Raw genomic sequence first — 21439 nt, 5'->3', positions numbered from 1 at the left:
TGATCGAGGCCTTGCTGGCCTGCGGGGCTATTCTACAGTGACGCTCTTGGCCAGGTTCCGCGGCTGGTCCACATCGGTACCCTTCAACACGGCCACATGGTAGGACAGCAGCTGCAGTGGCACAGTGTACACAATCGGCGCGGTAATCGGATGCACGGACGGAATCTGCATCACGTGCAGGCCCTCTTCCGCTTTGACGTCGGCCTTTTTATCAGCAAAGACAAACAGTTCACCGCCGCGGGCCCGGACCTCTTCCAGGTTGGATTTCAGCTTCTCAACCAGGTCATTGTTGGGAGCGACAGTGACCACTGGCATTTCGCTGTCGACCAGGGCCAGGGGGCCGTGCTTGAGCTCGCCGGCAGGATAGGCCTCGGCGTGGATGTAGGAGATTTCCTTGAGCTTGAGGGCACCTTCAAGAGCCACCGGGAACTGGGAACCGCGCCCCAGGAACAGGCTGTGGTTCTTATCCATGAATGCCTTGGACATCTCGGCGATCTCGCCATCCAGGGCCAGCACATCGCTGACCTGGCCAGGCACGAGGTGAAGAGCCTCGACGATTTCAGCTTCCTGCTCCTCGGGCAGCCCATTATGACGGGCCAGGGCCAGGGTAAAGATCAGCAAAGCCGTGAGCTGGGTGGTGAACGCCTTGGTAGAGGCCACGCCGATTTCCGGCCCCGCCTGGGTCATGATCACCAGGTCGGATTCGCGAACCAGGGAACTGCCCGGCACGTTACAGATGGCCAATGCTGCCCGGAAACCCGCTTTTTTCGCCTGACGCAGGGCCGCCAGGGTATCGGCGGTTTCGCCGGACTGGGAAATACAGAGGAACAGGGTGTCCTGCTGGATCACGTGTTTGCGATAGCGGAATTCGGAAGCCACCTCGACGGAACAGGCAACGCCCGCCAGCTCCTCAATCCAGTAACGGGCCACCATACCGGCATGGTAACTGGTGCCACAGGCAATGATCTGGACATGACGAACGTTTTCGAGGAGGTTCGCAGCCTCGGTCCCGAGGGCCTGTTCCAGCACCCGGGTCCTGGTGACCCGGCCTTCCATGGTCGCCTTGATCACCTTCGGCTGCTCGTAGATTTCCTTGAGCATGAAGTGGCGGTACTCGCCCTTGTCGGCGGAATCGGCGCCGTGCTCGAAGCGTGTTACTTCCCGCTCAACGGCATTGCCATCGCGGTCGAGAATGGCAATGGCGTCCTTTCGGATATCGGCGATATCGCCTTCTTCAAGGAACATGAACCGGTCGGTCACTGGCAGCAGCGCCAGCTGGTCAGACGCGATGAAGTTTTCGCCAATACCAACACCAATGACCAGGGGGCTGCCCTCACGGCATACCACGAGGTGCTCCGGTTCGTCGGCGTGTACCACCGCCAGGGCATAGGCTCCGCGCAAACGGGCGATCGCCGAACGCACAGAATCATGGAGATTACCCAGTGTGCGGTAGTGTTTCTCGATCAGGTGCGCGACGACTTCGGTATCGGTCTGGGAGGTAAACTCGAAACCGTCAGCACGCAATTCCTCACGCAACTCCTGATAGTTTTCGATGATCCCGTTGTGGACAATAGCCAGCCGGTCGCCGGACATGTGCGGATGGGCGTTGATCTGCGATGGCTCGCCATGGGTTGCCCAGCGGGTATGGGCAATGCCCAGATGGCCTGCCAGGGGATTAGCTTCCATAGCTTCCGCCAGGGCGGCTACCTTGCCCAATTCACGGGCGCGCTGGACACTGTGGTCGCCACCGATTACAGCCATACCGGCCGAATCATATCCCCGGTATTCCAGACGGCGCAGACCCTCAAGAAGGATACCCTGAACGTCCCTTTCCGAAACGGCGCCTACAATTCCACACATGCTGTTCTACCTGTCTGTTGATCGTTTGTATCAGTGTTTCTTCGGCTTTTCCCAACCGGCGATATTGCGCTGCCGGCCCCTTGCGACGGCCAGTTCGTGGTCGGCTACATCACGGGTGATGGTGGACCCGGCACCGATGGTGGCATCGGCCGCAACGGTAACCGGCGCAACCAGGGCTGTATTGGAGCCGACAAAGACCCCGTCGCCGAGCACCGTCCGGTACTTGTTCACACCATCATAATTACAGGTGATGGTTCCTGCACCCACATTCACATTACGGCCCAGTGAGGCATCACCCACATAGCTGAGATGGTTGATCTTGCTGCCCTCACCCACAATGGCCTTTTTGGTTTCCACGAAGTTGCCCACTTTGGTGTTGGCCGCCAGTTCCGTGCCCGGCCGGATACGTGCAAACGGCCCGATTTGGGCGCTGGCGCCAATTACGGCCCCTTCAATCACGCTGTTGGCCTTGATCTCCACGCCATCTGCAATGGTAGCGTCCTTGATGACGCAACCGGGGCCAATGGATACATTACTGCCAAGGCTGACCTTGCCCTCGAACACCACGTTCACATCAATCCAGAGGTCATTGCCGATACTCAGCTCGCCACGGACATCAATCCGGGCGGGATCCGCGAGTGTCGCTCCTTCTGTCATCAGCCGGTTAGCCTGCTGGCGCTGGAACCAACGTTCCAGTTCAGCCAGTTGAAGGCGATTGTTGACTCCCTGGACTTCATAGGGATTCTCCGGCTGGGACACCGCAATACGGAGACCCTGTTCCACCGCCATGGCAATGATATCTGTGAGATAGTATTCGCCCTGGGCATTGCTGTTGGAGAGCGTCGGCAACCAGGTTTTCAGGTGTTTCGCCGACACCGCCAGAATCCCGGTGTTCACCTCGCGGATCTGCCGCTGCTCGGCGGAGGCGTCTTTCTGCTCGACGATCGACTGCACGTCGCCATCAGCATTCCGGACAATCCGTCCGTATCCCTGGGGATTGTCCATGGTGACGGTCAACAAACCCAGGGTGTGGTCATCCAGTGTCCCAACCAATCCGTCGAGCGTCTCATGACGAGTCAGAGGCACATCGCCGTAAAGCACAAGAACACGGGCGTCATCGGGAAGATCCGGCAGGGCCTGAGCCACAGCATGGCCGGTACCCAACTGCTCACTCTGGGTGACCCAGTTTACCGAGACCTCATCGGTGGTTTCCCGAACCTTGTCAGCACCATGACCTATGACCGTATGGATCCTCTCGGCGCCAAGCTGTTTGGCGGTGTCGATCACGTGATGAAGCATAGGACGGCCGGCAATCGGGTGCAGCACCTTCGGCAGTGCGGATTTCATTCTGGAACCCTGGCCAGCGGCCAGAATGACGACGTGTAGCGGGCTCATGGAAAAGTCAGGCTCCCGGAGTGTTTACTCTCTGAATGCTGAAAATAAAGAACCGCACCCTTCAGGGCCGGACGGCCAACGCAACACGTTGGTCTTCCAGCCGCTCAGGATGCGGCTTCGGTGTTCGGCAAACCCGAAACGGAAATGCTTAGCGCATTTTGTTACGCAGCTGCTGGATGGTACGAAGCTGGGCAACAGCCTCGGCCAGCTCTGCAGCGGCACGGGAGTACTCGAATTCACCAGTCTTGTTGGCAAGTGCTTTCTCGGCTTCTTTCTGAGCTTCGAGCGCGGCTGCTTCGTCCACATCCTTTGCACGAACAGCGGTATCCGCCAACAAAGTCACCAGATTGGGCTGGACTTCCAGATACCCGCCGGACACGTAAAGAATTTCTTCCTCACCGCCCTGCTTGATAATCCGAATAGGGCCCGGCTTCAGCTGGGTCAGCAGCGGGGTGTGACCCGGGGCAATACCCAGGTCACCTTCAGAGCCCGCTGCGATCAGCATTTCCACCAATCCGGAATAGATCTTTGTTTCGGCACTTACCACATCACAATGCACGGTCATACCCATGTCAGTTGCCTCTTTGATCGATCCGGAAACAAATGCGTCGGCTCAGATTAGCTCTTTGCCTTGCTCTTCATTTCCTTCGCTTTCTCGACCGCTTCCTCAATGGTACCAACCATGTAGAACGCCTGCTCGGGCAGTTCATCATAGTCGCCATTCAGGATGCCCTTAAAGCTGCTGATGGTTTCCTTGAGGGAAACGTACTTACCGGGGGAACCGGTGAATACTTCAGCAACGTGGAACGGCTGGGACAGAAAACGCTCGATCTTACGGGCACGGGCTACAGTCAGCTTGTCTTCTTCTGACAGTTCATCCATACCCAGGATGGCGATGATGTCTTTCAGCTCCTTGTAGCGCTGCAGGTTGGTCTGCACGCCACGGGCCACTTCGTAATGCTCCTGACCGATGATCAGCGGATCCAGCTGACGAGAGGTGGAATCCAGCGGATCGATCGCCGGGTAGATACCCTTGGAAGCGATGTCACGGCTCAGTACAACGGTAGCATCCAGGTGCGAGAAGGTGGTTGCAGGCGACGGGTCAGTCAAGTCATCCGCCGGTACGTATACCGCCTGGATGGACGTGATGGAACCGTTCTTGGTGGAGGTAATACGCTCCTGCAGCTGACCCATCTCTTCAGCCAGAGTCGGCTGGTAACCTACCGCAGACGGCATACGGCCGAGCAGTGCGGATACTTCGGTACCTGCCAGGGTGTAACGGTAAATGTTGTCGACGAACAACAGTACGTCACGACCTTCGTCCCGGAACTTCTCGGCCATGGTGAGACCGGTCAGGGCCACACGCAGACGGTTTCCGGGGGGCTCATTCATCTGGCCGTAAACCATGGCAACCTTATCGAGAACGTTGGACTCCTTCATTTCGTAGTAGAAGTCGTTACCTTCCCGGGTCCGCTCACCAACACCTGCGAATACGGAGAGACCGGAGTGCTCTTTCGCGATGTTGTTGATCAGCTCCATCATGTTTACGGTTTTACCAACACCGGCACCACCGAACAGGCCAACCTTACCACCCTTGGCGAACGGGCAGATCAGGTCGATAACCTTGATGCCGGTTTCCAGCAGGTCCGCAGACGCTGCCTGATCGGCATAGCCCGGTGCCTTACGGTGAATCGCCCAACGCTCTTCTTCACCGATCTCGCCGGCTTCGTCGATGGGACGACCCAGAACGTCCATGATACGGCCCAGAGTCTGGGTACCAACCGGTACCGAAATCGGGTTGCCGGTGTTTTCTGCTTTCAGGCCACGCTTCAGGCCTTCGGTGCTGCCCATGGCGATGGTACGAACAATGCCGTCACCCAGCTGCTGCTGGACTTCCAGAGTTGTTTCGCCACCTTCAAGCAGCAGTGCGTCATATACTTTGGGTACGGAGTCACGTGGGAATTCCACGTCGATAACCGCGCCAATGATCTGAACGATTTGTCCGCTACTCATGCTCGGTTCCTCGTTATCTTGATAGTCAATAAAACCAGTTGGATTGTGGGTCGGATCAGACCGAAGCGGCGCCGCTCACAATCTCCGATATCTCTTGGGTAATGGCTGCCTGACGCGCCTTGTTATAAGCCAGCTGAAGCTCGTCGATAATGCTACCGGCGTTATCAGTTGCGCTCTTCATGGCGATCATCCGGGCTGCCTGTTCACATGCCAGATTTTCTACCACACCCTGGTACACCTGGGATTCAATAAAACGTGGCAGAAGGCCATCGAGGATCTGCCTGGCATCGGGCTCGTAGAGATAATCCCACTGGTTCTTGATCTCTTCTTCGTCTTCGCTCTCAGGCAGGGGCAGAAGCTGCTCCACCTTCGGGCTTTGGGTCATGGTGTTGACGAACTCGTTGCTGACCACATAAAGACGGTCGATCTTGCCTTCCGAGAACGCATCCAGCATAACCTTGACGTTGCCGATGAGTTTTTCAGAGCTCGGGCTGTCCCCCAGATGGGTCAGCGCCGCGACGACATTGCCGCCGTAGCTCCGGAAAAAGGAAGCCCCTTTCTGCCCGATGGCGCACAGATCGGTTTCCACTCCTTTTTCTTTCCACGCTTTCATTTCACGGACAAGCGCTTTGAACAGGTTGATGTTCAGACCACCACAGAGGCCACGATCAGTTGACACCACGATATAGCCTACGCGCTTGACCTCGCGCTCGACCATGAACGGGTGCTTGTACTGAGCATTCGCCTTGGCAATGTGCCCGATCACCTGACGCATCTTGTCGGCATACGGGCGAGTTGCCTGCATGCGTTCCTGAGCCTTACGCATTTTACTCGCAGCCACCATTTCCATGGCGCTGGTGATTTTCTGCGTGCTCTTGATGCTTGAAATCTGGTTACGTATTTCTTTGCCGACGGCCATAACTCACTGCCTTCTCAAGTTAGACACTCGTTGCTACGAAAAGCGGCCCGCGACAATTGCCGCAGGCCCGTTTTCTTACCAGCTCTGAGTGGTCTTGAATTTCTCAAGTGCAGCTTTGAGGCCGGCAGCGATTTCGTCGTTGTAATCGCCTTTCTCGTTGATCTTGTCGAGGAGGTCTTTCTGCTCGGAGCGCATCCAGTCGAGCATCTGCGCTTCAAACTTCACTACCTTGTCGACATCAACGTCGTCCAGGAAGCCTTCGTTGGCTGCGAACAGAACCGTACCCATTTCAGCCACAGACATCGGGCTGTACTGGTTCTGCTTCATGAGTTCCGTTACACGCTGACCGTGCTCAAGCTGCTGACGGGTTGCTTCGTCGAGGTCGGAAGCAAACTGTGCGAAAGCGGCCAGTTCACGATACTGGGCCAGAGCCAGACGGATGTTACCGCCGAGCTTCTTCATGATCTTGGTCTGGGCCGAACCACCTACCCGGGATACGGAGATACCGGCGTTCATCGCCGGACGGATACCGGAGTTGAACAGGTTGGTTTCCAGGAAGATCTGACCGTCGGTAATGGAGATTACGTTGGTCGGTACGAACGCGGATACGTCACCAGCCTGGGTTTCAATGATCGGCAGGGCGGTCAGGGAACCGGTCTGGCCTTTCACTTCACCGTTGGTCAGCTGCTCAACGTAATCAGCGTTAACACGGGACGGACGCTCCAGCAGACGGGAGTGCAGGTAGAACACGTCACCCGGGTATGCTTCACGGCCCGGCGGACGACGCAGCAGCAGGGAGATCTGGCGGTAAGCCACAGCCTGCTTGGACAGATCATCATAGATGATCAGGGCGTCTTCACCACGGTCACGGAAATATTCACCCATGGAGGTACCGGAGTACGGAGCCAGGAACTGCATCGCTGCAGGATCGGCGGCACCGGCGGCAACCACGATGGTGTGATCCATGGCACCGTGCTCTTCCAGCTTGCGTACAACGGCCGCAATGGAAGACTGCTTCTGACCGACGGCAACGTAGATACACTTGATGCCGGTGTCTTTCTGGTTAATGATCGCATCGATGGCGACAGCGGTCTTACCGATCTGACGGTCACCGATGATCAGCTCACGCTGGCCGCGACCGATCGGCACCATGGTGTCGATTGCCTTCAGACCAGTCTGAACCGGCTCATCAACGGACTGACGAGCGATAACACCCGGTGCAACCTTTTCGACCGGAGAGGTCAGGTCGGTACCGAGGTCGCCCTTGCCGTCGATGGGGTTACCCAGAGCGTCGACCACACGGCCCATCAGTTCCGGACCAACCGGTACTTCCAGGATGCGGCCGGTGCAACGAACTTTCTGGCCTTCGGCCAGATCTTCGTAGTCACCCAGCACAACCGCACCAACGGAATCACGCTCCAGGTTCAGAGCCATGCCGAACGTGCCGTTGGCAAATTCAATCATCTCGCCGTACATAACGTCGGCCAGACCGTGGATCAGCACGATACCGTCGGATACCGACAGGATCGTACCTTCGTTCTTTGCTTCGGAAGAGATGTCGAGTTTCTCGATTCTCTTCTTGATGATGTCACTGATCTCGGATGGATTCAGTTGCTGCATGCCAATATCCTCAAACCTTGTGCTGAAATCAGGAGCCCAGAGCGTCGGCCAGCTTGGTCAGCTTTCCGCGTACAGATGCGTCAATGACCAGATCGCCGGTGCGAATAATCACGCCGCCAATCAGAGACTTGTCCAATGACGCTGCGAGTGACACTTGCCGCTCGAGTTTCTTCGAAAGTGCCTGGGCGAGCTTCTGTTGTTGTTCGTCCGTCAGCTCGAAAGCCGCGGTAACTTCGATATCAACAGTGCGCTCCAGATCAGCCCGGTACGTGTTGAAGAGCGCTGCAATCTCAGGAAGAAGAGTCAGCCGGCGGTTTTCAGCCAGTACAGCGAAAAAGTTGCGGACCTGATCGGTGACGCCATCTTCAGCGACCTCCAGAATCAGTTCAGCCTTCTTCTGCTCTTCCAGACCCGGATTCGCGAGAAGCTGTCGAATGTCTTTGTTCGCGGTGACCTGCCCGGCGATCGTCAGCACCTTGGACCACTCAGCCAGCTGTTCATGCTCCTGAGCGGCACTAAATGCTGCCTTTGCGTAGGGACGGGCCAGCGTTCTCAGTTCTGCCATGATGAACCTCGTCGTTTAAAGTTCTGCCGCCAGTTTTTCCAACATCTCGTTGTGCTTGGAGGCATCGACAGAGGTTTCCAGGATCTTCTCGGCACCGGCAACGGCAATGCTGGCAATTTCTGCACGCAAAGCGTCACGAGCCTGATTCCGCTCCTGTTCAATTTCGGCCTTGGCCTGCTCAATCAGCTTCTGGCCTTCCTTGCGGGCGTCATCCTTGGATGCTTCCACAATCTGGGCCGCGCGCTTGTTGGCCTGTTCAATCAGACCAGCAGCTTGCTGCTTGGCTTCACGCAGTTCCTGAGCTGACTTTTCCTGAGCCAGTTCCAGATCGCGCGCAGCGCGGTCTGAGGCAGCCAGTCCGTCAGCGATCTTCTTTTGACGCTCCTGCAGTGCGGCCATGATTGGCGGCCACACGTACTTCATGCAGAAGACGACAAAGATAAAGAACGCGATGGCTTGACCAATCATCGTCAAATTAATGTTCACGTCTTCACCTCTCGCCTGTTTTGTTAAGAATCATCTGACCGGGGCAAAACCCCGGCTCTGGCGACTCGATTAACCGGCGATCTGGCCGACAAACGGGTTGGCGAAAGTGAAGAACAGTGCGATACCAACACCGATCATGGTTACGGCGTCCAGCAGACCTGCAACGATGAACATTTTAACCTGCAGCATCGGGGTCATTTCCGGCTGACGCGCAGCGCCTTCCAGGAACTTGCCACCGAGGATACCAAAGCCAATCGCAGTACCCAGGGCACCCAGGCCAATCAGCAGTGCAACGGCAATAGCGGTCATTCCAACTACAGTTTCCATGATAACTCCCAGTTTTCAGTTAGGTTTTTCAGTTTAAGGGTTTAGGGTTTAGAACTACGGCTTAATGGTGTCCGATCAGTGACTGTCTTCGTGAGCCATGCTCAGGTACACGATCGTCAACATCATAAAGATGAATGCCTGCAGGGTGATAACCAGAATGTGGAAAATCGCCCAGGGTACAGACAGTGCCCACTGTGCCCAGAACGGCAGCAGTGCAATCAGGATAAAGATCAGCTCGCCTGCGTACAGGTTACCGAACAGACGCAGAGCCAGTGAGATCGGCTTGGCGATCAGGCTCACGCCTTCCAGCAGGAAGTTGATCGGGACAAGCAAAATCTTCAGGAACAGATTGTCTGAAGAGAAGGGGTGCAGGGTCAGCTCACCAACGAAGCCACCCACGCCCTTCACTTTCAGGCTGTAATAGATGATCAGAGCGAATACGGACAGGGACATGCCCAGAGTAACGTTTACATCCGTAGTCGGAACGACCTTCATGTATTCCAGACCCATCAGGTGGAACAGCTGGGGCAGGAAGTCCACGGGCACCAGGTCCATCAGGTTCATCAGGAATACCCAGCAGAAGATGGTCAGCGACAGCGGCGCAATCACCTTGTTCTTGCCGTGGAAGGTTTCCTTGACGCTCTGATCGACAAACTCAACCATCACTTCAACAAAGTTCTGGAGCCCGCCCGGCTGGTCTGAGGTGGCGCGCTTGGCGGCCAAGCGGAAAATAAACAGGAACAGGGCACCGAGGGCGACTGCCCAGCCCAGTGAATCGATGTGCAGAGCCCAGAAGCCCATGTCGGATGCTTCCCTGCCGGTGTGAGCCAGCGTCCAGGTTGCATCTTGAAGTACGGTACCGTCGGCACGCTCGTAGCCTGCCGGAAGTTTACCGTAGGTGAGGTTCTGGAGGTGATGCTGGATATATTCGGATGCACTTCCTGCCATAACGGTTTCCCAGGTCCAGTTAGCTTTGCTGCGTATTGCTGCCCGCCAGAAGCGGTGTCAACCAGTTGGTGACCAGCATGATCGCAAATGTTAAAAAAAGTGCCGCAATATCAAGCGGCTGAATCCATTTGAACACCATCGTGAAGAGGATGGCGCACAGGATGAGCTTGCCGGCCTCACCCTGATAAAAAGACGTCATGATCTTCTTGGCAGACCGCGCGCCGGCGTAGCGGAATGCCTTGAGCGCAAAATAACCATGGGGGATCAGAAAGATAAGTCCACCCAGCAGCGCTGAATAACCGGAAACCTCGCCTCGCAAGAGAAACGCCACGCTGACGAAGACAAGTACCACACTCTCTATTACAAACCATCGTGCGATGGGTGGACGGCCAATGCCGCCTGAAGCTGCCTTCGTCATGTTCGTTCCGGAAGTACGGTGCTTTTCGGTCGATGTCGTTTAAAAAGTAAGCAAATACACCGACACGAGCGCCGCAGATTATATGTGTTCAATGTGCACGAATCAACAAAACCGGGAACCGGCTGATCCGTCAAAAGCGGCGTAATAACTGGGTTTTGGCAATTTTCGTCACAAATAGACGGCCGTTCAGTTTTTCACCACTACATGTTGTGTACGTAACCAGATACGAACTTTCGTAGGGGGGTCGGACGACCCACAAAACCCCGACGATTTTATTTGATGTGGCCCAGGATGCCGTCGAGTTCGTCGAGGGAACTGTACTCGATCACCAGCTTGCCTTTGCCACGCTGGCCATGATCGATCGACACTCGTGCACCCAATCGCTCCGCCAGGTCATCCTGGAGCGCGCGAATGTTGGGGTCCACCACTCCCTTTTTCCGGGATTTGCTGTCCGGTGTTTCCTGTTGCACCCGTCGTACGAGGGCTTCAGTCTGGCGAACCGACAGGGATTTGGCCACCACCTGTTTGGCCACCTGCATCTGCAGTTCCGGCGCCAGGGTCAGCATTGCCCGGCCATGGCCCATTTCCAGATCGCCATGCTCGAGCATAATACGAACGTCTTCGGACAAACCGATCAGTCGAAGCAGGTTGGTAATAGTCGTACGGGATTTGCCCACGGCTTCGGCCACTTGGGCCTGGGTCAGGCCAAACTCGTCCTGCAGGCGCTGAAGAGCGAAAGCTTCTTCAATGGGATTGAGGTTCTCACGCTGGATGTTCTCGATCAGCGCCATGGCGATGGCGGCTTCATCGGGGACATCCCGGATGATGGCGGGGATGCTGTCCAGGCCGGCCATCTGGGTGGCCCGCCAGCGGCGCTCACCGGCGATCAGCTCGTAACGGCCTTCAGCGATGGGACGAACCACCACCGGCTGCATCACGCCTTGTTGGCGGATGGAATCTGCCAGTTCCTGCAGGGCGGCGGGATCCATGTCGCGCCGGGGCTGGTACCGGCCGCGCTGGATCAGATCAATGGGAACTTCGCGGAGCTCACCGTCGTGGTCTTTCAGCTCCTGGTCAAGATTGACCTTGGAGCCCGCCAGCAGGGCGCCCAGTCCACGTTCACCCAAACCTCGTTTCTTCGCCGCCATGGTGTCAGTCATTCTTCCCGTTGAATATCGTTGTGCTTAAGTGAGTGACAGGGCGGTATGTTACACCGCAACCGGCGCGGATGTCTTTTTTGAACCGTGGCGGCGTACCATTTCGCCGGCCAGGGCCAGATAGGCGATCGCACCCTTGGAGGCGCGGTCGTATTTCAGGGCCGGAACCCCATAGCTGGGGGCCTCGGCCAGACGGACATTGCGGGGAATCACTGCACGATACACCTTGTCGCCAAAGTACTCGCTCAGCTGGCCGGAAACGTCCAGGGTAAGGCTATTGCGAGGGTCGTACATGGTGCGCAGAATGCCTTCCACCTGCAGATTCGGATTGACCGTTTCCTGAATCTGCTCAACGGTGTTCATCAGCGCCGCTAACCCCTCAAGGGCGTAGTACTCGCACTGCATTGGAATCAGCACAGAGTCTGCCGCCGACAGGGCATTCACCGTCAACAGGCTGAGCGATGGCGGGCAATCGATGAGGATGTAATCGTAATTATCACGAACGGTGTTCAACGCCAGTCTCAGGCGGTGTTCGCGACCGATCTCGTTCATCAGTTCCACTTCGGCCGCCGTCAGGTCACCGTTGGCCGGAAGGATATCGAAGCCGGAAGCCTCGGCGGGAATGATCACCTCGGCGGCGCTGGCGCGCTTGGTCAGCATGTCGTAGCCAGACAGTTCCAGGGCGTTTTTATCCACACCACTGCCCATGGTGGCGTTGCCCTGGGGATCCATATCCACCAGCAGCACCCGACGCTTAGTGGCGGCCAGGGAGGCAGCAAGGTTGACGCAGGTGGTGGTTTTGCCCACACCGCCTTTCTGATTGGTCACTGCAATCACGCGCGCCATGTCCTGCCTCCTTGTTTATGGGTTACCGGTTCAGAAATTGGACTGCCAAACTACCGGGAATTCACGGTCCGGGCGATCACCAGCAGGTGGCGGTCGCCATCGGCGCCCGGTACGTCCAGGGAATGGCTGGATGTTACCTGCCAGCCAGCCGGAAGGGCAGACACTTCATCATCCGGAAACTGACCTTTCATGGCAAGGAACTCACCCTCATTTGCCAGCAGATCACCGCACCAGCTCACCAGATTCTCGAGCGCGGTAAAGGCTCGGCTGCTGATCTGGCTGAAGGGTTCCGGAGGATTGCAATCTTCCGCGCGCCCGTGAACAACCTCGACATTTTTCAGGCCGAGCTCCAGCACACACTGGTTGAGAAAGCGGGTCTTCTTGCCGTTGCTGTCGAGCAGGGTAAAGCGTTTTTCGGGCAGGGCGATCGCCAGGGGAATACCGGGCAGGCCGCCGCCGGCGCCCACATCCAGAAGATGGTCCGTCGTTACCCACGGCAGAATGCTCAGGCTGTCGAGCAGTTGCCGGGACACCATCACACGCTCATCACGCACAGCAGTGAGGTTGTAAGCCCGGTTCCACTTGTTAAGCAGGCCCAGAAAAGCCAGCAGCTTTTCCTGCCGATCCTCATCCAGGGACAGGCCCATCGTGGCCAGTCCATCCCGGAGTTGGCCGTGCCAGAGTGACTTGGTCATGGGCGCGGATCAGGCCGACTGTTTGCGCAGCAGGTCGCGCTTTTTCAGGTGCACCAGGATCTGGCTCACCGCCGCCGGGGTCACACCCTGGATACGTGAGGCCTGAGCCACGGTTTCCGGCCGCACGGTCTTGAGCTTTTGCTTGATCTCGTTGGACAGGCCGCCGATGACGTCATAATCCAGATCCACCGGCAGGGCGGTGTTCTCGTTTTTACGGAGCCGCTCGATCTCGTCCGTCTGACGGGAAATATAACCCTCGTACTTGATCTCGATTTCCACCTGATCGGCGACCACCGGATCTTCGGCTTTCTCGGCACCGATCTCGGCAATGTGGCTGTAGACAATCTCGGGCCGGCGCAGCAGCTCTGCCAGGGACTGATCACGGGTCATCGGCTGCTTGAGAAAGCCGTTGGCGCGCTCACCGGCCTCGGTATTCGGGTGAATCCGGGTGGCCTCGAGGCGGCTACGCTCGGTGGCGATCGCTTCGCGCTTGTCATTGAACTTCTGCCAGCGCTCATCATTAACCAGGCCGAGCTTGCGACCGGTTTCGGTCAGACGCAGATCGGCGTTGTCCTCGCGCAGGATCAGGCGATACTCGGCGCGGCTGGTAAACATGCGATAGGGCTCGGACGTGCCCATGGTGATCAGGTCATCCACCAGCACACCCAGGTAAGCCTCGTCACGGCGCGGGTACCACTCGTCTTTTTCCTGCGACCGCAGGGCAGCGTTGATCCCGGCCAGCAGCCCTTGGGCGCCCGCTTCTTCATAGCCGGTTGTGCCGTTGATCTGGCCGGCAAAATACAGGCCCTGGATAAACTTGGTTTCCAGGGTATGGCGCAGGTCCTGCGGATTCAGGTAGTCGTATTCGATGGCGTAACCCGGCCGGGTGATATGGGCATTTTCAAAACCGGGAATAGAACGCACCGCCGCCAACTGGATATCAAACGGCAGGCTGGTGGAAATCCCGTTCGGGTACAGCTCGTTGGTGGTCAGGCCTTCCGGTTCTACAAAGATCTGGTGCGAATCCTTGTCAGCAAAGCGGTTTACCTTATCCTCGATCGACGGGCAGTAGCGGGGGCCCACACCTTCGATGCTGCCGGCAAACATCGGCGAACGGTCGAAACCGCTGCGGATAATATCGTGGGTCTGTTCGGTAGTCCGGGTCACGTAGCAGCACACCTGTTCCGGATGCTGGCTACGGCTGCCGATGAAGGACATCACCGGGGTGGGGTCATCCCCCCACTGCTCCTGCATTACCGAGAAATCCACAGACCGGGCGTCGATGCGAGGCGGCGTGCCGGTTTTAAGGCGACCAACGTTGAACGGCAGTTCCCGCAAGCGCTGTGCCAGGGCATTGGCCGGCGCATCACCGGCACGGCCGCCGGCATGGTGCTGCATACCAATGTGAATAACGCCGCCCAGGAAAGTACCGGTGGTAAGCACCACGGTCCTGGCGTTGAAGCGAATACCGGTCTGGGTCACGACACCGGTCACCTGGTCGTTTTCCACAATCAGATCGTCCGCCGCCTGCTGGAACAGTGTCAGGTTCGGCTGGCTTTCCAGGGTATGGCGGATGGCGGCTTTGTAAAGCACACGGTCAGCCTGGGCACGGGTGGCGCGCACGGCCGGTCCCTTGCGACTGTTAAGGACCCGGAACTGGATGCCAGCCTTGTCCGTGGCCTCGGCCATGGCACCGCCAAGCGCATCGATTTCTTTCACCAGATGGCTTTTACCAATACCGCCGATGGCCGGGTTGCAAGACATCTGGCCCAGGGTCTCAATGTTGTGGGTCAGCAGCAGGGTCTGGGAACCCATGCGCGCAGCCGCCAGCGCGGCCTCGGTACCGGCATGGCCACCACCAATGACAATGACATCGAAACGGGTCGGAAAATCCACAGCTCACCTCGGAAATCGGGGGATAAAATCGGGCGGCGAGTATAACGCTTCACCCGGGAAATTGCAGTCAGGATGTGCAAATTTTAACCAGAGACGAACTACGTTGAAAGCGGCAGTGGCCTGGTCAGGGCTCAAAGGGGAGTTTTCCGAGCGTTAAATGGATAGTGGAAAACCGAAACCTACGGCTTTTCATGGGTTTGGATAACTCTTCTCAGAAAAGTTTTCAAGAAAGTTATCCACATGCAAGACTACTTATTAATCACCCTAAAAAAACAACTAAGCTATTGTTTTATTTAATTTTACAGAAAGTAATCCAGAGGCTTTCCGTAGGTTGTCCAACTAATTATCCACAGAACTGCCGGCTGTTTTTCGTCGAAGCCGCCAGACCACCAGCAACACCAATCCGTTCAGGAGCGAGAGCAGGAGGAAAAACCCCGGAATGCTTACCTCCAACACACCAAGCACCACAATTCCGGCCAGGGCACTCACCACCATGAACAACGCATTAATGACATTCAGCGCAGCAATGATACGGGCACGTTTGGTCCGTGGCGTTTCGTGCTGGATAAAGGCGTACAGAGGCACGATGAAAAGACCGCCGCAAATCCCGATACCGACCAGATCCATCAAAACCCTCAGATAGACAGGATCGGTCAACAGGGTCCACCAGGTGGAGGCCATGGGATCATCCGGCACCGCAAAATACAGGTCTATTCCGAACAGGCTCAGCCCCAGGGCGCCCCAGGGCACGGGTGACAGGGTAATGCGGTGTTTGGTGAGTCGCTCGCACATCATGGAGCCGATGGAAATGCCGATCGTGAACATGGCCAATAACAGGGTCACCACGGTCTCGTCACCCAGGAGGTTGGTGCGGGCAAAATTGGGAAACTGGGTCAGATAGGCGGCTCCGAGGAACCAGAACCAGGAGATGGTCAGCACCGCCAGCAACACCTGCCGGCGCTCGGCCGCCAGAGCCATCAGTCTCCAGGTTTCGAGCACCGGTCGAAAACGGACATTGACACCGGAACCATCGGATTCGGTCACCGGAACCTGACGCGCCGCCAGATAGCCGAACACCGCCATGACAAAAACGGCAACCGCCGTCAGCCGGGCCGCCATCTCAAAGCCCATCAATAGACCTGCCGCAATGGTGCCCAGAAGGATTGCCACAAACGTGCCCATACCAACCAGGCCATTGCCGCCCACCAGCTCATCGTCCGCCAACACCTGGGGCAGGATCGCGTATTTCACCGGACCGAAGAACGTGGACTGGGTACCCATCAGGAACAACAGAACCAGCAACAACTCGTACCAGCCGAACCACAGTCCGAGTGCGGCAACGGCCATGATGACAATTTCCGCCAGCTTCACATTTCGGATGATTCGGGATTTTTCGTAGCGATCCGCCATCTCGCCGGCAATACCGGAAAACAGGAAAAACGGCAGTATGAAGAGGAAAGCGGCCAGGTTAACCACCACATTCACCGACAACCCCATCAAACCGCCGGCACTGAAGGTGATCAGCAGCAGCAGCGCGTTCTTGAACAGATTGTCGTTGAAGGCGCCAGAGAACTGGGTCAGATAAAACGGCAGGAACCGGCGTTGGCCAAGCAAACGGAACTGACTTTTCGATGGCATCAAGAAACCCTGTTTTGGTGCGTTGCCGGCATTACGACCGAAAATCTGCCCGGATCCGGTGCGGTAGCGTAGAAAGCGGCAATCATGTTCATTTATTTGACGGGGTTAAGCTTAGTTAAACGCTTGATTTTTGGCCGTCTGGTACGCAATTCGCTTGGTCTCCTTGTTCAGACACTATTTTATCAGGCCAGGATGGCTGGATTATTGGCACTATAAAGGTTCCTGACCATGAGCAGCGTAGTCCGACTTCCAAGGCGCATCTATCGCGGAGCCGAAATATCCAGGACTCCCAAGATCATCGACGACTATGATTTCAGTTCTGTTTACCAGCCGATCCTGAGCCCAACCCATCGAAAACTGGTTGGCTACGAGGCATTGGTCCGGGTCAGAAAGAATAATGAGAGTGTCTCTCCGTTTACGCTTTTCGAACAGGCCGAAAAAAACAACCAGACACCGGAGCTGGACCGGCATCTGTTGCAGCTTCACCTGGACAACTTTGCGGCCAGCTCCCAGGCCGTCTGGCTGTTCCTGAATATCAATCCCGGTACCTGCATCCATCCGGAAGCCTCCCTGGAAAAGCTTGCTCTGCAATGCCAGCGTAGCGGAATCGATCCCGAGAAAGTGGTTCTGGAACTGGTCGAAACCGCATCCGACAACCCAGCCGCACTTCTGGAATTCATCCTCAAGGCCAAAGCACACGGCTTTCAGATCGCTATCGACGATTTCGGTATGGGCGATTCCAATTTTGAGCGCCTGTGGCGCATCAATCCGCTGATTGTGAAACTCGACCGGAGCCTATTGGTAAACGCCGAGAACAACAGTCGCGCCCGAATGCTGCTGGAGAGTCTGGTAAAGATGATCCGCGAAAGCGGCAGCCTCGTGCTTCTGGAAGGGATCGAGAACCACACCCAGGCTCACATTGCCCTGCAAACGGAGGCCGATCTTCTGCAGGGCTTCCTGTTCGCAAGGCCGTCCAACCTGAAACAACACGAGCCGGAGCTGACCGAACAGGCGCTAAAACGCATCATTGCCGATTCCAGCGAGTCATCAGCCCAGGACATACGGGATCAGGAGAGTTATTTCCGCCTTCTGCGTTTCGAAATTCTCGAAGCCTGCCATTCCCTGAGCCGGGAGTTGCCGTTCAGCACCGCCTGCAACAAGCTGTTGGAAGTGGATGGCGTGAAACGCTGCTTCCTGCTCAATCCACAGGGCATCCAGCAAGGCAACCTTGCCCGCGCCAATCCGGACATTCATCGCGGAAAGTTCAATCCGCTGTATCATTCCGCCGGCGCTCAATGGACCCACCGGGAGTACTTCCGGAATGCCCTGGAACGGCCCCAGCACATCAGCAGCTGTCGGCCCTATGTCGGTCTGCCGGATGCAAAACGTACCGTCACCCTCTCAACAATGCTGCCGGGGCAACAGGTCTTGTGCGTCGACATACATCCGGATGAGATGTTTGGCGGCCAGCTGGAGTTCCCGGCCACCCTGTAATCATCCGGTCAGTCAGAAATCGTCGGCGCGTTTCTGTGGCGCGGCGGCCAATCCCGTGCCGCCCGCCTGTCCGGACGCCTGACGTTCCAGTTCTTTTTCCACCGCATTGGAAGACTTGGCAAACCGGGCCAACAGGTTGTAGAGCACCGGAATGATGAACAGGGTCAGCGTGGTGGCGAAAATCAGCCCGCCCAGAATGACCATACCAATCGCAGCCCGACTCTCGGCTCCCGCACCGGTGGCAATCACCAGGGGCACGGCACCGAAAATCGTCGATATGGTAGTCATCAGTACCGGACGGAAACGCAGACAGGCGCCTTCGAGAATCGCCTCCCGAACCTCGTAACCCTTGTCCCGGAGCTGGTTGGCGAACTCCACGATCAGTATCCCGTTCTTGGCCATCAACCCCAGCAACATGATGATGCCGATCTGGCTGTAGATGTTCAGACTGATACCCGTCCACCAGAGCGCCAGGAGAGCCCCGGTTACCGCCAGCGGCACCGACAGCATGATGATCAGCGGATGTATCCAGCTTTCAAACTGGGCTGCCAACACCAGGAACACGATGACGAAAGCCAGCGCAAAGGTAACGTAAATTGCCGCCGAGGATTCCTGGAATTCCCGGCTCAGGCCCTTGTAACTGACGCGGGCTTCCGGCGGCAGGTTATCCACAGCCAGGTTGTTCAGGTAGGTCAATGCCGAACCCAGGTCGTAACCATCCGCCAGAGACGCACTGATCACCACAGCGGGCAGGCGGTCGATGCGGCGGAGGTCCGGGTTGGCGCCGATCTCCTGCACGGAAACCAGTGCCTGCAATGGGATCAGGTTACCGCCCTCCCGGGGCCGCAGGAAAATCTGGCCCAGGTCTTCGGGCGTTGCCCGGTTGGCGTCTTCCGCCTGAATGATTACATCGTATTCCCGGCCTCGATCGATGTAAGTGGTTACCTGCCGGGAAGCCAGCATGGTCTGCAAGGTGAGGCCCACGTCTTCCACCGTGATATCGAGATCCGCGGCCCGCTCCCGGTCGATGTTTACCCGCAGTTCCGGCCGGGTCAGCTCGAAATCGGTATCCAGGTCCTGAAGATTGGGGTTTTCCTTGGCCCGCTCCACGATCTCCTGGCTCCAGGCCTGCACCGATTCGTAGTCCGGGCCGGCCACCACAAACTCCACGGCCTGGCTGAACCCCCGCTGACCCAGACCCGGCGGGTTCACGGCCACGGTCCGAATGCCGGACACATCGGCCAACTTTTTGCGGATTTCGCTGGTCACTTCCTGCTGCTTGATCTCCCGATCTTCCCAGGGCACCAGGCCCATGATCATGAACGCGTTGTCCTCTTCATCACGGAACCCGACGATGGCAAGCAGGCGGTTGGCTATGCCTTCATCCAGATACGGCAGCAATGACTCTTCCACCTGGCGGACGTAGTGGTCGGTGTATTCCACCGTTGAGCCACGGGGCGCGCTGGTGGGCATGATAATCACGGCACGGTCTTCGGTAGGCGCCAGCTCCTGAGGCAATTTCGGATACACCACGGCGGCAATGACCAGGCCGACAAGTCCAAGGCCCAGTAACAAGCCCGGCTGCCTCAGGGAAAACTCCAACAGCCTGCGGTAACCATTGGTCAGGCCATTCAGGACCTTTTCACTGGCGGCCCAGAGACGATGACCTTCTGCCGATTCGGGGCTGTGCCTGAGCCACTTGGAACACAGCATCGGCGCCAGGGTCAGGGCCACGAGGCTGGAAAACACCACTGCCGCCGCCAGGGTAAAGCCGAATTCGGCAAACAACCGGCCAATGTTGCCGCCCATGAAGGAGATGGGAACGAACACCGCCACCAGGGTCAGAGTGGTCGCAATCACGGCGAAGGCAACCTGCTTCGCGCCCCGGTAGGCGGCAAGCAACGGGGGCTCACCCTCGTCAATCCGGCGCTGGATGTTTTCCAGCATCACGATAGCATCGTCCACCACCAGGCCGATGGCAAGAATCACCGCCAGCAGGGTCAGTACGTTGATGGAAAAACCCAGGAAGCCGAGACCGATAAAGGCACCAATCACCGCAACAGGAATGGTCACCGCGGGAATGAGGGTCGCCCGCCAGGAGCGCAGGAACAGGAAGATAACCAGGATAACCAGGGACACCGCAATGGCGAGCGTGGTGACCACTTCCTTGATGGAAGCCCGGATGAAAATGGATTCGTCGTAGCTTTCCGCGATGGTGACTTCCGGTGGCAGTGTCTCCCGGATCTTCTCCAGCTCGGCGCGGACGGCATCGGAAACCGCAACGGTGTTGGCCTTGGACTGGCGGATAATCCCCATGCCGATGGCGGTCTGGCCATTGGCGCGCAGGCGGCTCACATCCGACTCCACACCCATCTGGACATTGGCCACCTCGCCCAGGCGCAACAGATCATTACCATCCCGGCGAACCACAAGCTCCCGGAACTGTTCCACGTTCGACAGCCGGCCCTCGGCCCGCACGGTGAAATTCCGGGTGGACGAATCCACCGATCCTGCAGGCAGCTCCACGTTGTTGGCACGCAGGGCCCGTTCCACTTCCGCCACGGTGATATCCCGGGCCGCAAGACGTTCGCGGTCCAGCCAGACCCGGATGGCATAGCGCCGTTCGCCGCCAATACGCACGTCGGCAACACCATCGAGTACCGACAACCTGTCCGCCAGGACCCGGTCGGCAAAGTCACTCAATTCGGCACTGTCCCAGACATCACTGCGCAGGGTCACCCACATCATCGGGCGTGCATCGGAATCCGCCTTGCGCACCACCGGTGGATCGGCTTCGTCTGGCAGCTGGTTCGCCACCCGGGACACCGCATCACGGACATCATTGGCGGCAATATCCACATCCCGCGCCGTCGTAAATTCAATACTGGTTCGGGACTCGCCCTGCTCGGTGGATGATTCGATCGACCGAATACCCTCAATGCCACTGATGGCACCCTCGATCACCTGGGTAATCTGGGTGTCTACCACCTCGGCCGCCGCGCCGGTGTAGTCGGTGGAGATGGAAACAACGGGTGGGTCAATATCCGGGTACTCGCGCACCGGCAGGCCCATCAGGGCTGCCAGACCGAACACAACGATCAGAAGACTGAGGACCGTAGCGAACACCGGCCGCTTGATGGAGACGTCAGAGAGGACCACCGG

At 57.5% G+C, this 21439-nt stretch carries 18 protein-coding genes; 1 reads left to right on the top strand and 17 read right to left on the bottom strand.

The genetic code is table 11. The annotated features are described in order from the left end of the window. Positions 1-27: 27 nt before the first annotated feature. The 16 genes from glmS to EDB94_RS09915 all read right to left on the bottom strand — a co-directional run bounded on the left by glmS (position 28) and on the right by EDB94_RS09915 (position 16783). On the bottom strand, positions 28-1860 hold the full coding sequence (glmS, locus tag EDB94_RS09990; RefSeq protein WP_108018262.1) for a glutamine--fructose-6-phosphate transaminase (isomerizing): 1833 nt from the start codon (positions 1858-1860) through the stop codon (positions 28-30). 30 nt (positions 1861-1890) lie between these two features. Continuing rightward, entirely contained in the window at positions 1891-3255 is a 1365-nt protein-coding gene (glmU, locus tag EDB94_RS09985) for a bifunctional UDP-N-acetylglucosamine diphosphorylase/glucosamine-1-phosphate N-acetyltransferase GlmU (protein WP_108018261.1), read from the bottom strand. Positions 3256-3403: 148 nt separating this feature from the next. Further along, on the bottom strand, positions 3404-3826 hold the full coding sequence (locus EDB94_RS09980; protein WP_008172596.1) for a F0F1 ATP synthase subunit epsilon: 423 nt from the start codon (positions 3824-3826) through the stop codon (positions 3404-3406). Between the two features lie 47 nt (positions 3827-3873). Continuing rightward, positions 3874-5268: a F0F1 ATP synthase subunit beta gene (gene atpD, locus EDB94_RS09975; protein WP_008172594.1), complete on the bottom strand. Its 1395-nt coding sequence runs from the start codon at positions 5266-5268 to the stop codon at positions 3874-3876. 55 nt (positions 5269-5323) lie between these two features. Beyond that, a complete protein-coding gene (gene atpG / locus EDB94_RS09970; RefSeq protein WP_008172593.1) occupies positions 5324-6187 on the bottom strand; it encodes a F0F1 ATP synthase subunit gamma in 864 nt (287 codons plus the stop codon). Positions 6188-6262: 75 nt separating this feature from the next. Then, positions 6263-7807: a F0F1 ATP synthase subunit alpha gene (gene atpA / locus EDB94_RS09965; RefSeq protein ID WP_108018260.1), complete on the bottom strand. Its 1545-nt coding sequence runs from the start codon at positions 7805-7807 to the stop codon at positions 6263-6265. Positions 7808-7835: 28 nt separating this feature from the next. Beyond that, positions 7836-8372: a F0F1 ATP synthase subunit delta gene (locus EDB94_RS09960; protein WP_008172588.1), complete on the bottom strand. Its 537-nt coding sequence runs from the start codon at positions 8370-8372 to the stop codon at positions 7836-7838. A gap of 15 nt (positions 8373-8387) precedes the next feature. After that, a complete protein-coding gene (locus EDB94_RS09955; RefSeq protein WP_008172587.1) occupies positions 8388-8858 on the bottom strand; it encodes a F0F1 ATP synthase subunit B in 471 nt (156 codons plus the stop codon). A gap of 69 nt (positions 8859-8927) precedes the next feature. Beyond that, positions 8928-9185 carry a F0F1 ATP synthase subunit C gene (gene atpE / locus EDB94_RS09950; protein ID WP_012138088.1) on the bottom strand — a complete coding sequence of 86 codons (258 nt, stop codon included), beginning with the start codon at positions 9183-9185 and terminating at the stop codon, positions 8928-8930. 75 nt (positions 9186-9260) lie between these two features. Further along, positions 9261-10133, bottom strand: coding sequence for a F0F1 ATP synthase subunit A (gene atpB / locus EDB94_RS09945; protein ID WP_008172580.1), 873 nt, complete (start codon positions 10131-10133; stop codon positions 9261-9263). Between the two features lie 19 nt (positions 10134-10152). Beyond that, positions 10153-10551: a F0F1 ATP synthase subunit I gene (locus EDB94_RS09940; RefSeq protein ID WP_108018259.1), complete on the bottom strand. Its 399-nt coding sequence runs from the start codon at positions 10549-10551 to the stop codon at positions 10153-10155. Between the two features lie 272 nt (positions 10552-10823). Beyond that, the gene (locus EDB94_RS09935) at positions 10824-11699 is read right to left on the bottom strand and encodes a ParB/RepB/Spo0J family partition protein (protein ID WP_039881967.1); all 876 of its coding nucleotides are present in this window, start codon (positions 11697-11699) and stop codon (positions 10824-10826) included. Between the two features lie 60 nt (positions 11700-11759). Further along, positions 11760-12554: a ParA family protein gene (locus EDB94_RS09930; RefSeq protein ID WP_008172572.1), complete on the bottom strand. Its 795-nt coding sequence runs from the start codon at positions 12552-12554 to the stop codon at positions 11760-11762. A gap of 50 nt (positions 12555-12604) precedes the next feature. After that, complete coding sequence (gene rsmG, locus EDB94_RS09925; protein WP_008172570.1) at positions 12605-13249, bottom strand: 16S rRNA (guanine(527)-N(7))-methyltransferase RsmG; 645 nt, start codon at positions 13247-13249, stop codon at positions 12605-12607. Between the two features lie 9 nt (positions 13250-13258). Further along, the gene (mnmG, locus tag EDB94_RS09920) at positions 13259-15145 is read right to left on the bottom strand and encodes a tRNA uridine-5-carboxymethylaminomethyl(34) synthesis enzyme MnmG (RefSeq protein WP_008172567.1); all 1887 of its coding nucleotides are present in this window, start codon (positions 15143-15145) and stop codon (positions 13259-13261) included. 339 nt (positions 15146-15484) lie between these two features. Next, positions 15485-16783: an MFS transporter gene (locus EDB94_RS09915; RefSeq protein ID WP_108018258.1), complete on the bottom strand. Its 1299-nt coding sequence runs from the start codon at positions 16781-16783 to the stop codon at positions 15485-15487. 228 nt (positions 16784-17011) lie between these two features. Between EDB94_RS09915 and EDB94_RS09910 the strand changes: the two genes are divergently transcribed. Next, complete coding sequence (locus tag EDB94_RS09910) at positions 17012-18277, top strand: EAL domain-containing protein (RefSeq protein WP_108018257.1); 1266 nt, start codon at positions 17012-17014, stop codon at positions 18275-18277. Between the two features lie 12 nt (positions 18278-18289). Here EDB94_RS09910 and EDB94_RS09905 read toward each other — a convergent pair whose 3' ends face one another. After that, the gene (locus EDB94_RS09905) at positions 18290-21436 is read right to left on the bottom strand and encodes an efflux RND transporter permease subunit (protein ID WP_108018256.1); all 3147 of its coding nucleotides are present in this window, start codon (positions 21434-21436) and stop codon (positions 18290-18292) included. Positions 21437-21439 lie beyond the last annotated feature (3 nt).

It is taken from the genome of Marinobacter sp. 3-2 (assembly GCF_003751355.1).
GTDB classification, from domain to species: domain Bacteria; phylum Pseudomonadota; class Gammaproteobacteria; order Pseudomonadales; family Oleiphilaceae; genus Marinobacter; species Marinobacter adhaerens.
Note: the sequence above shows the minus strand (reverse complement) of the source record. Positions and strands in the feature narration are given on the sequence as shown.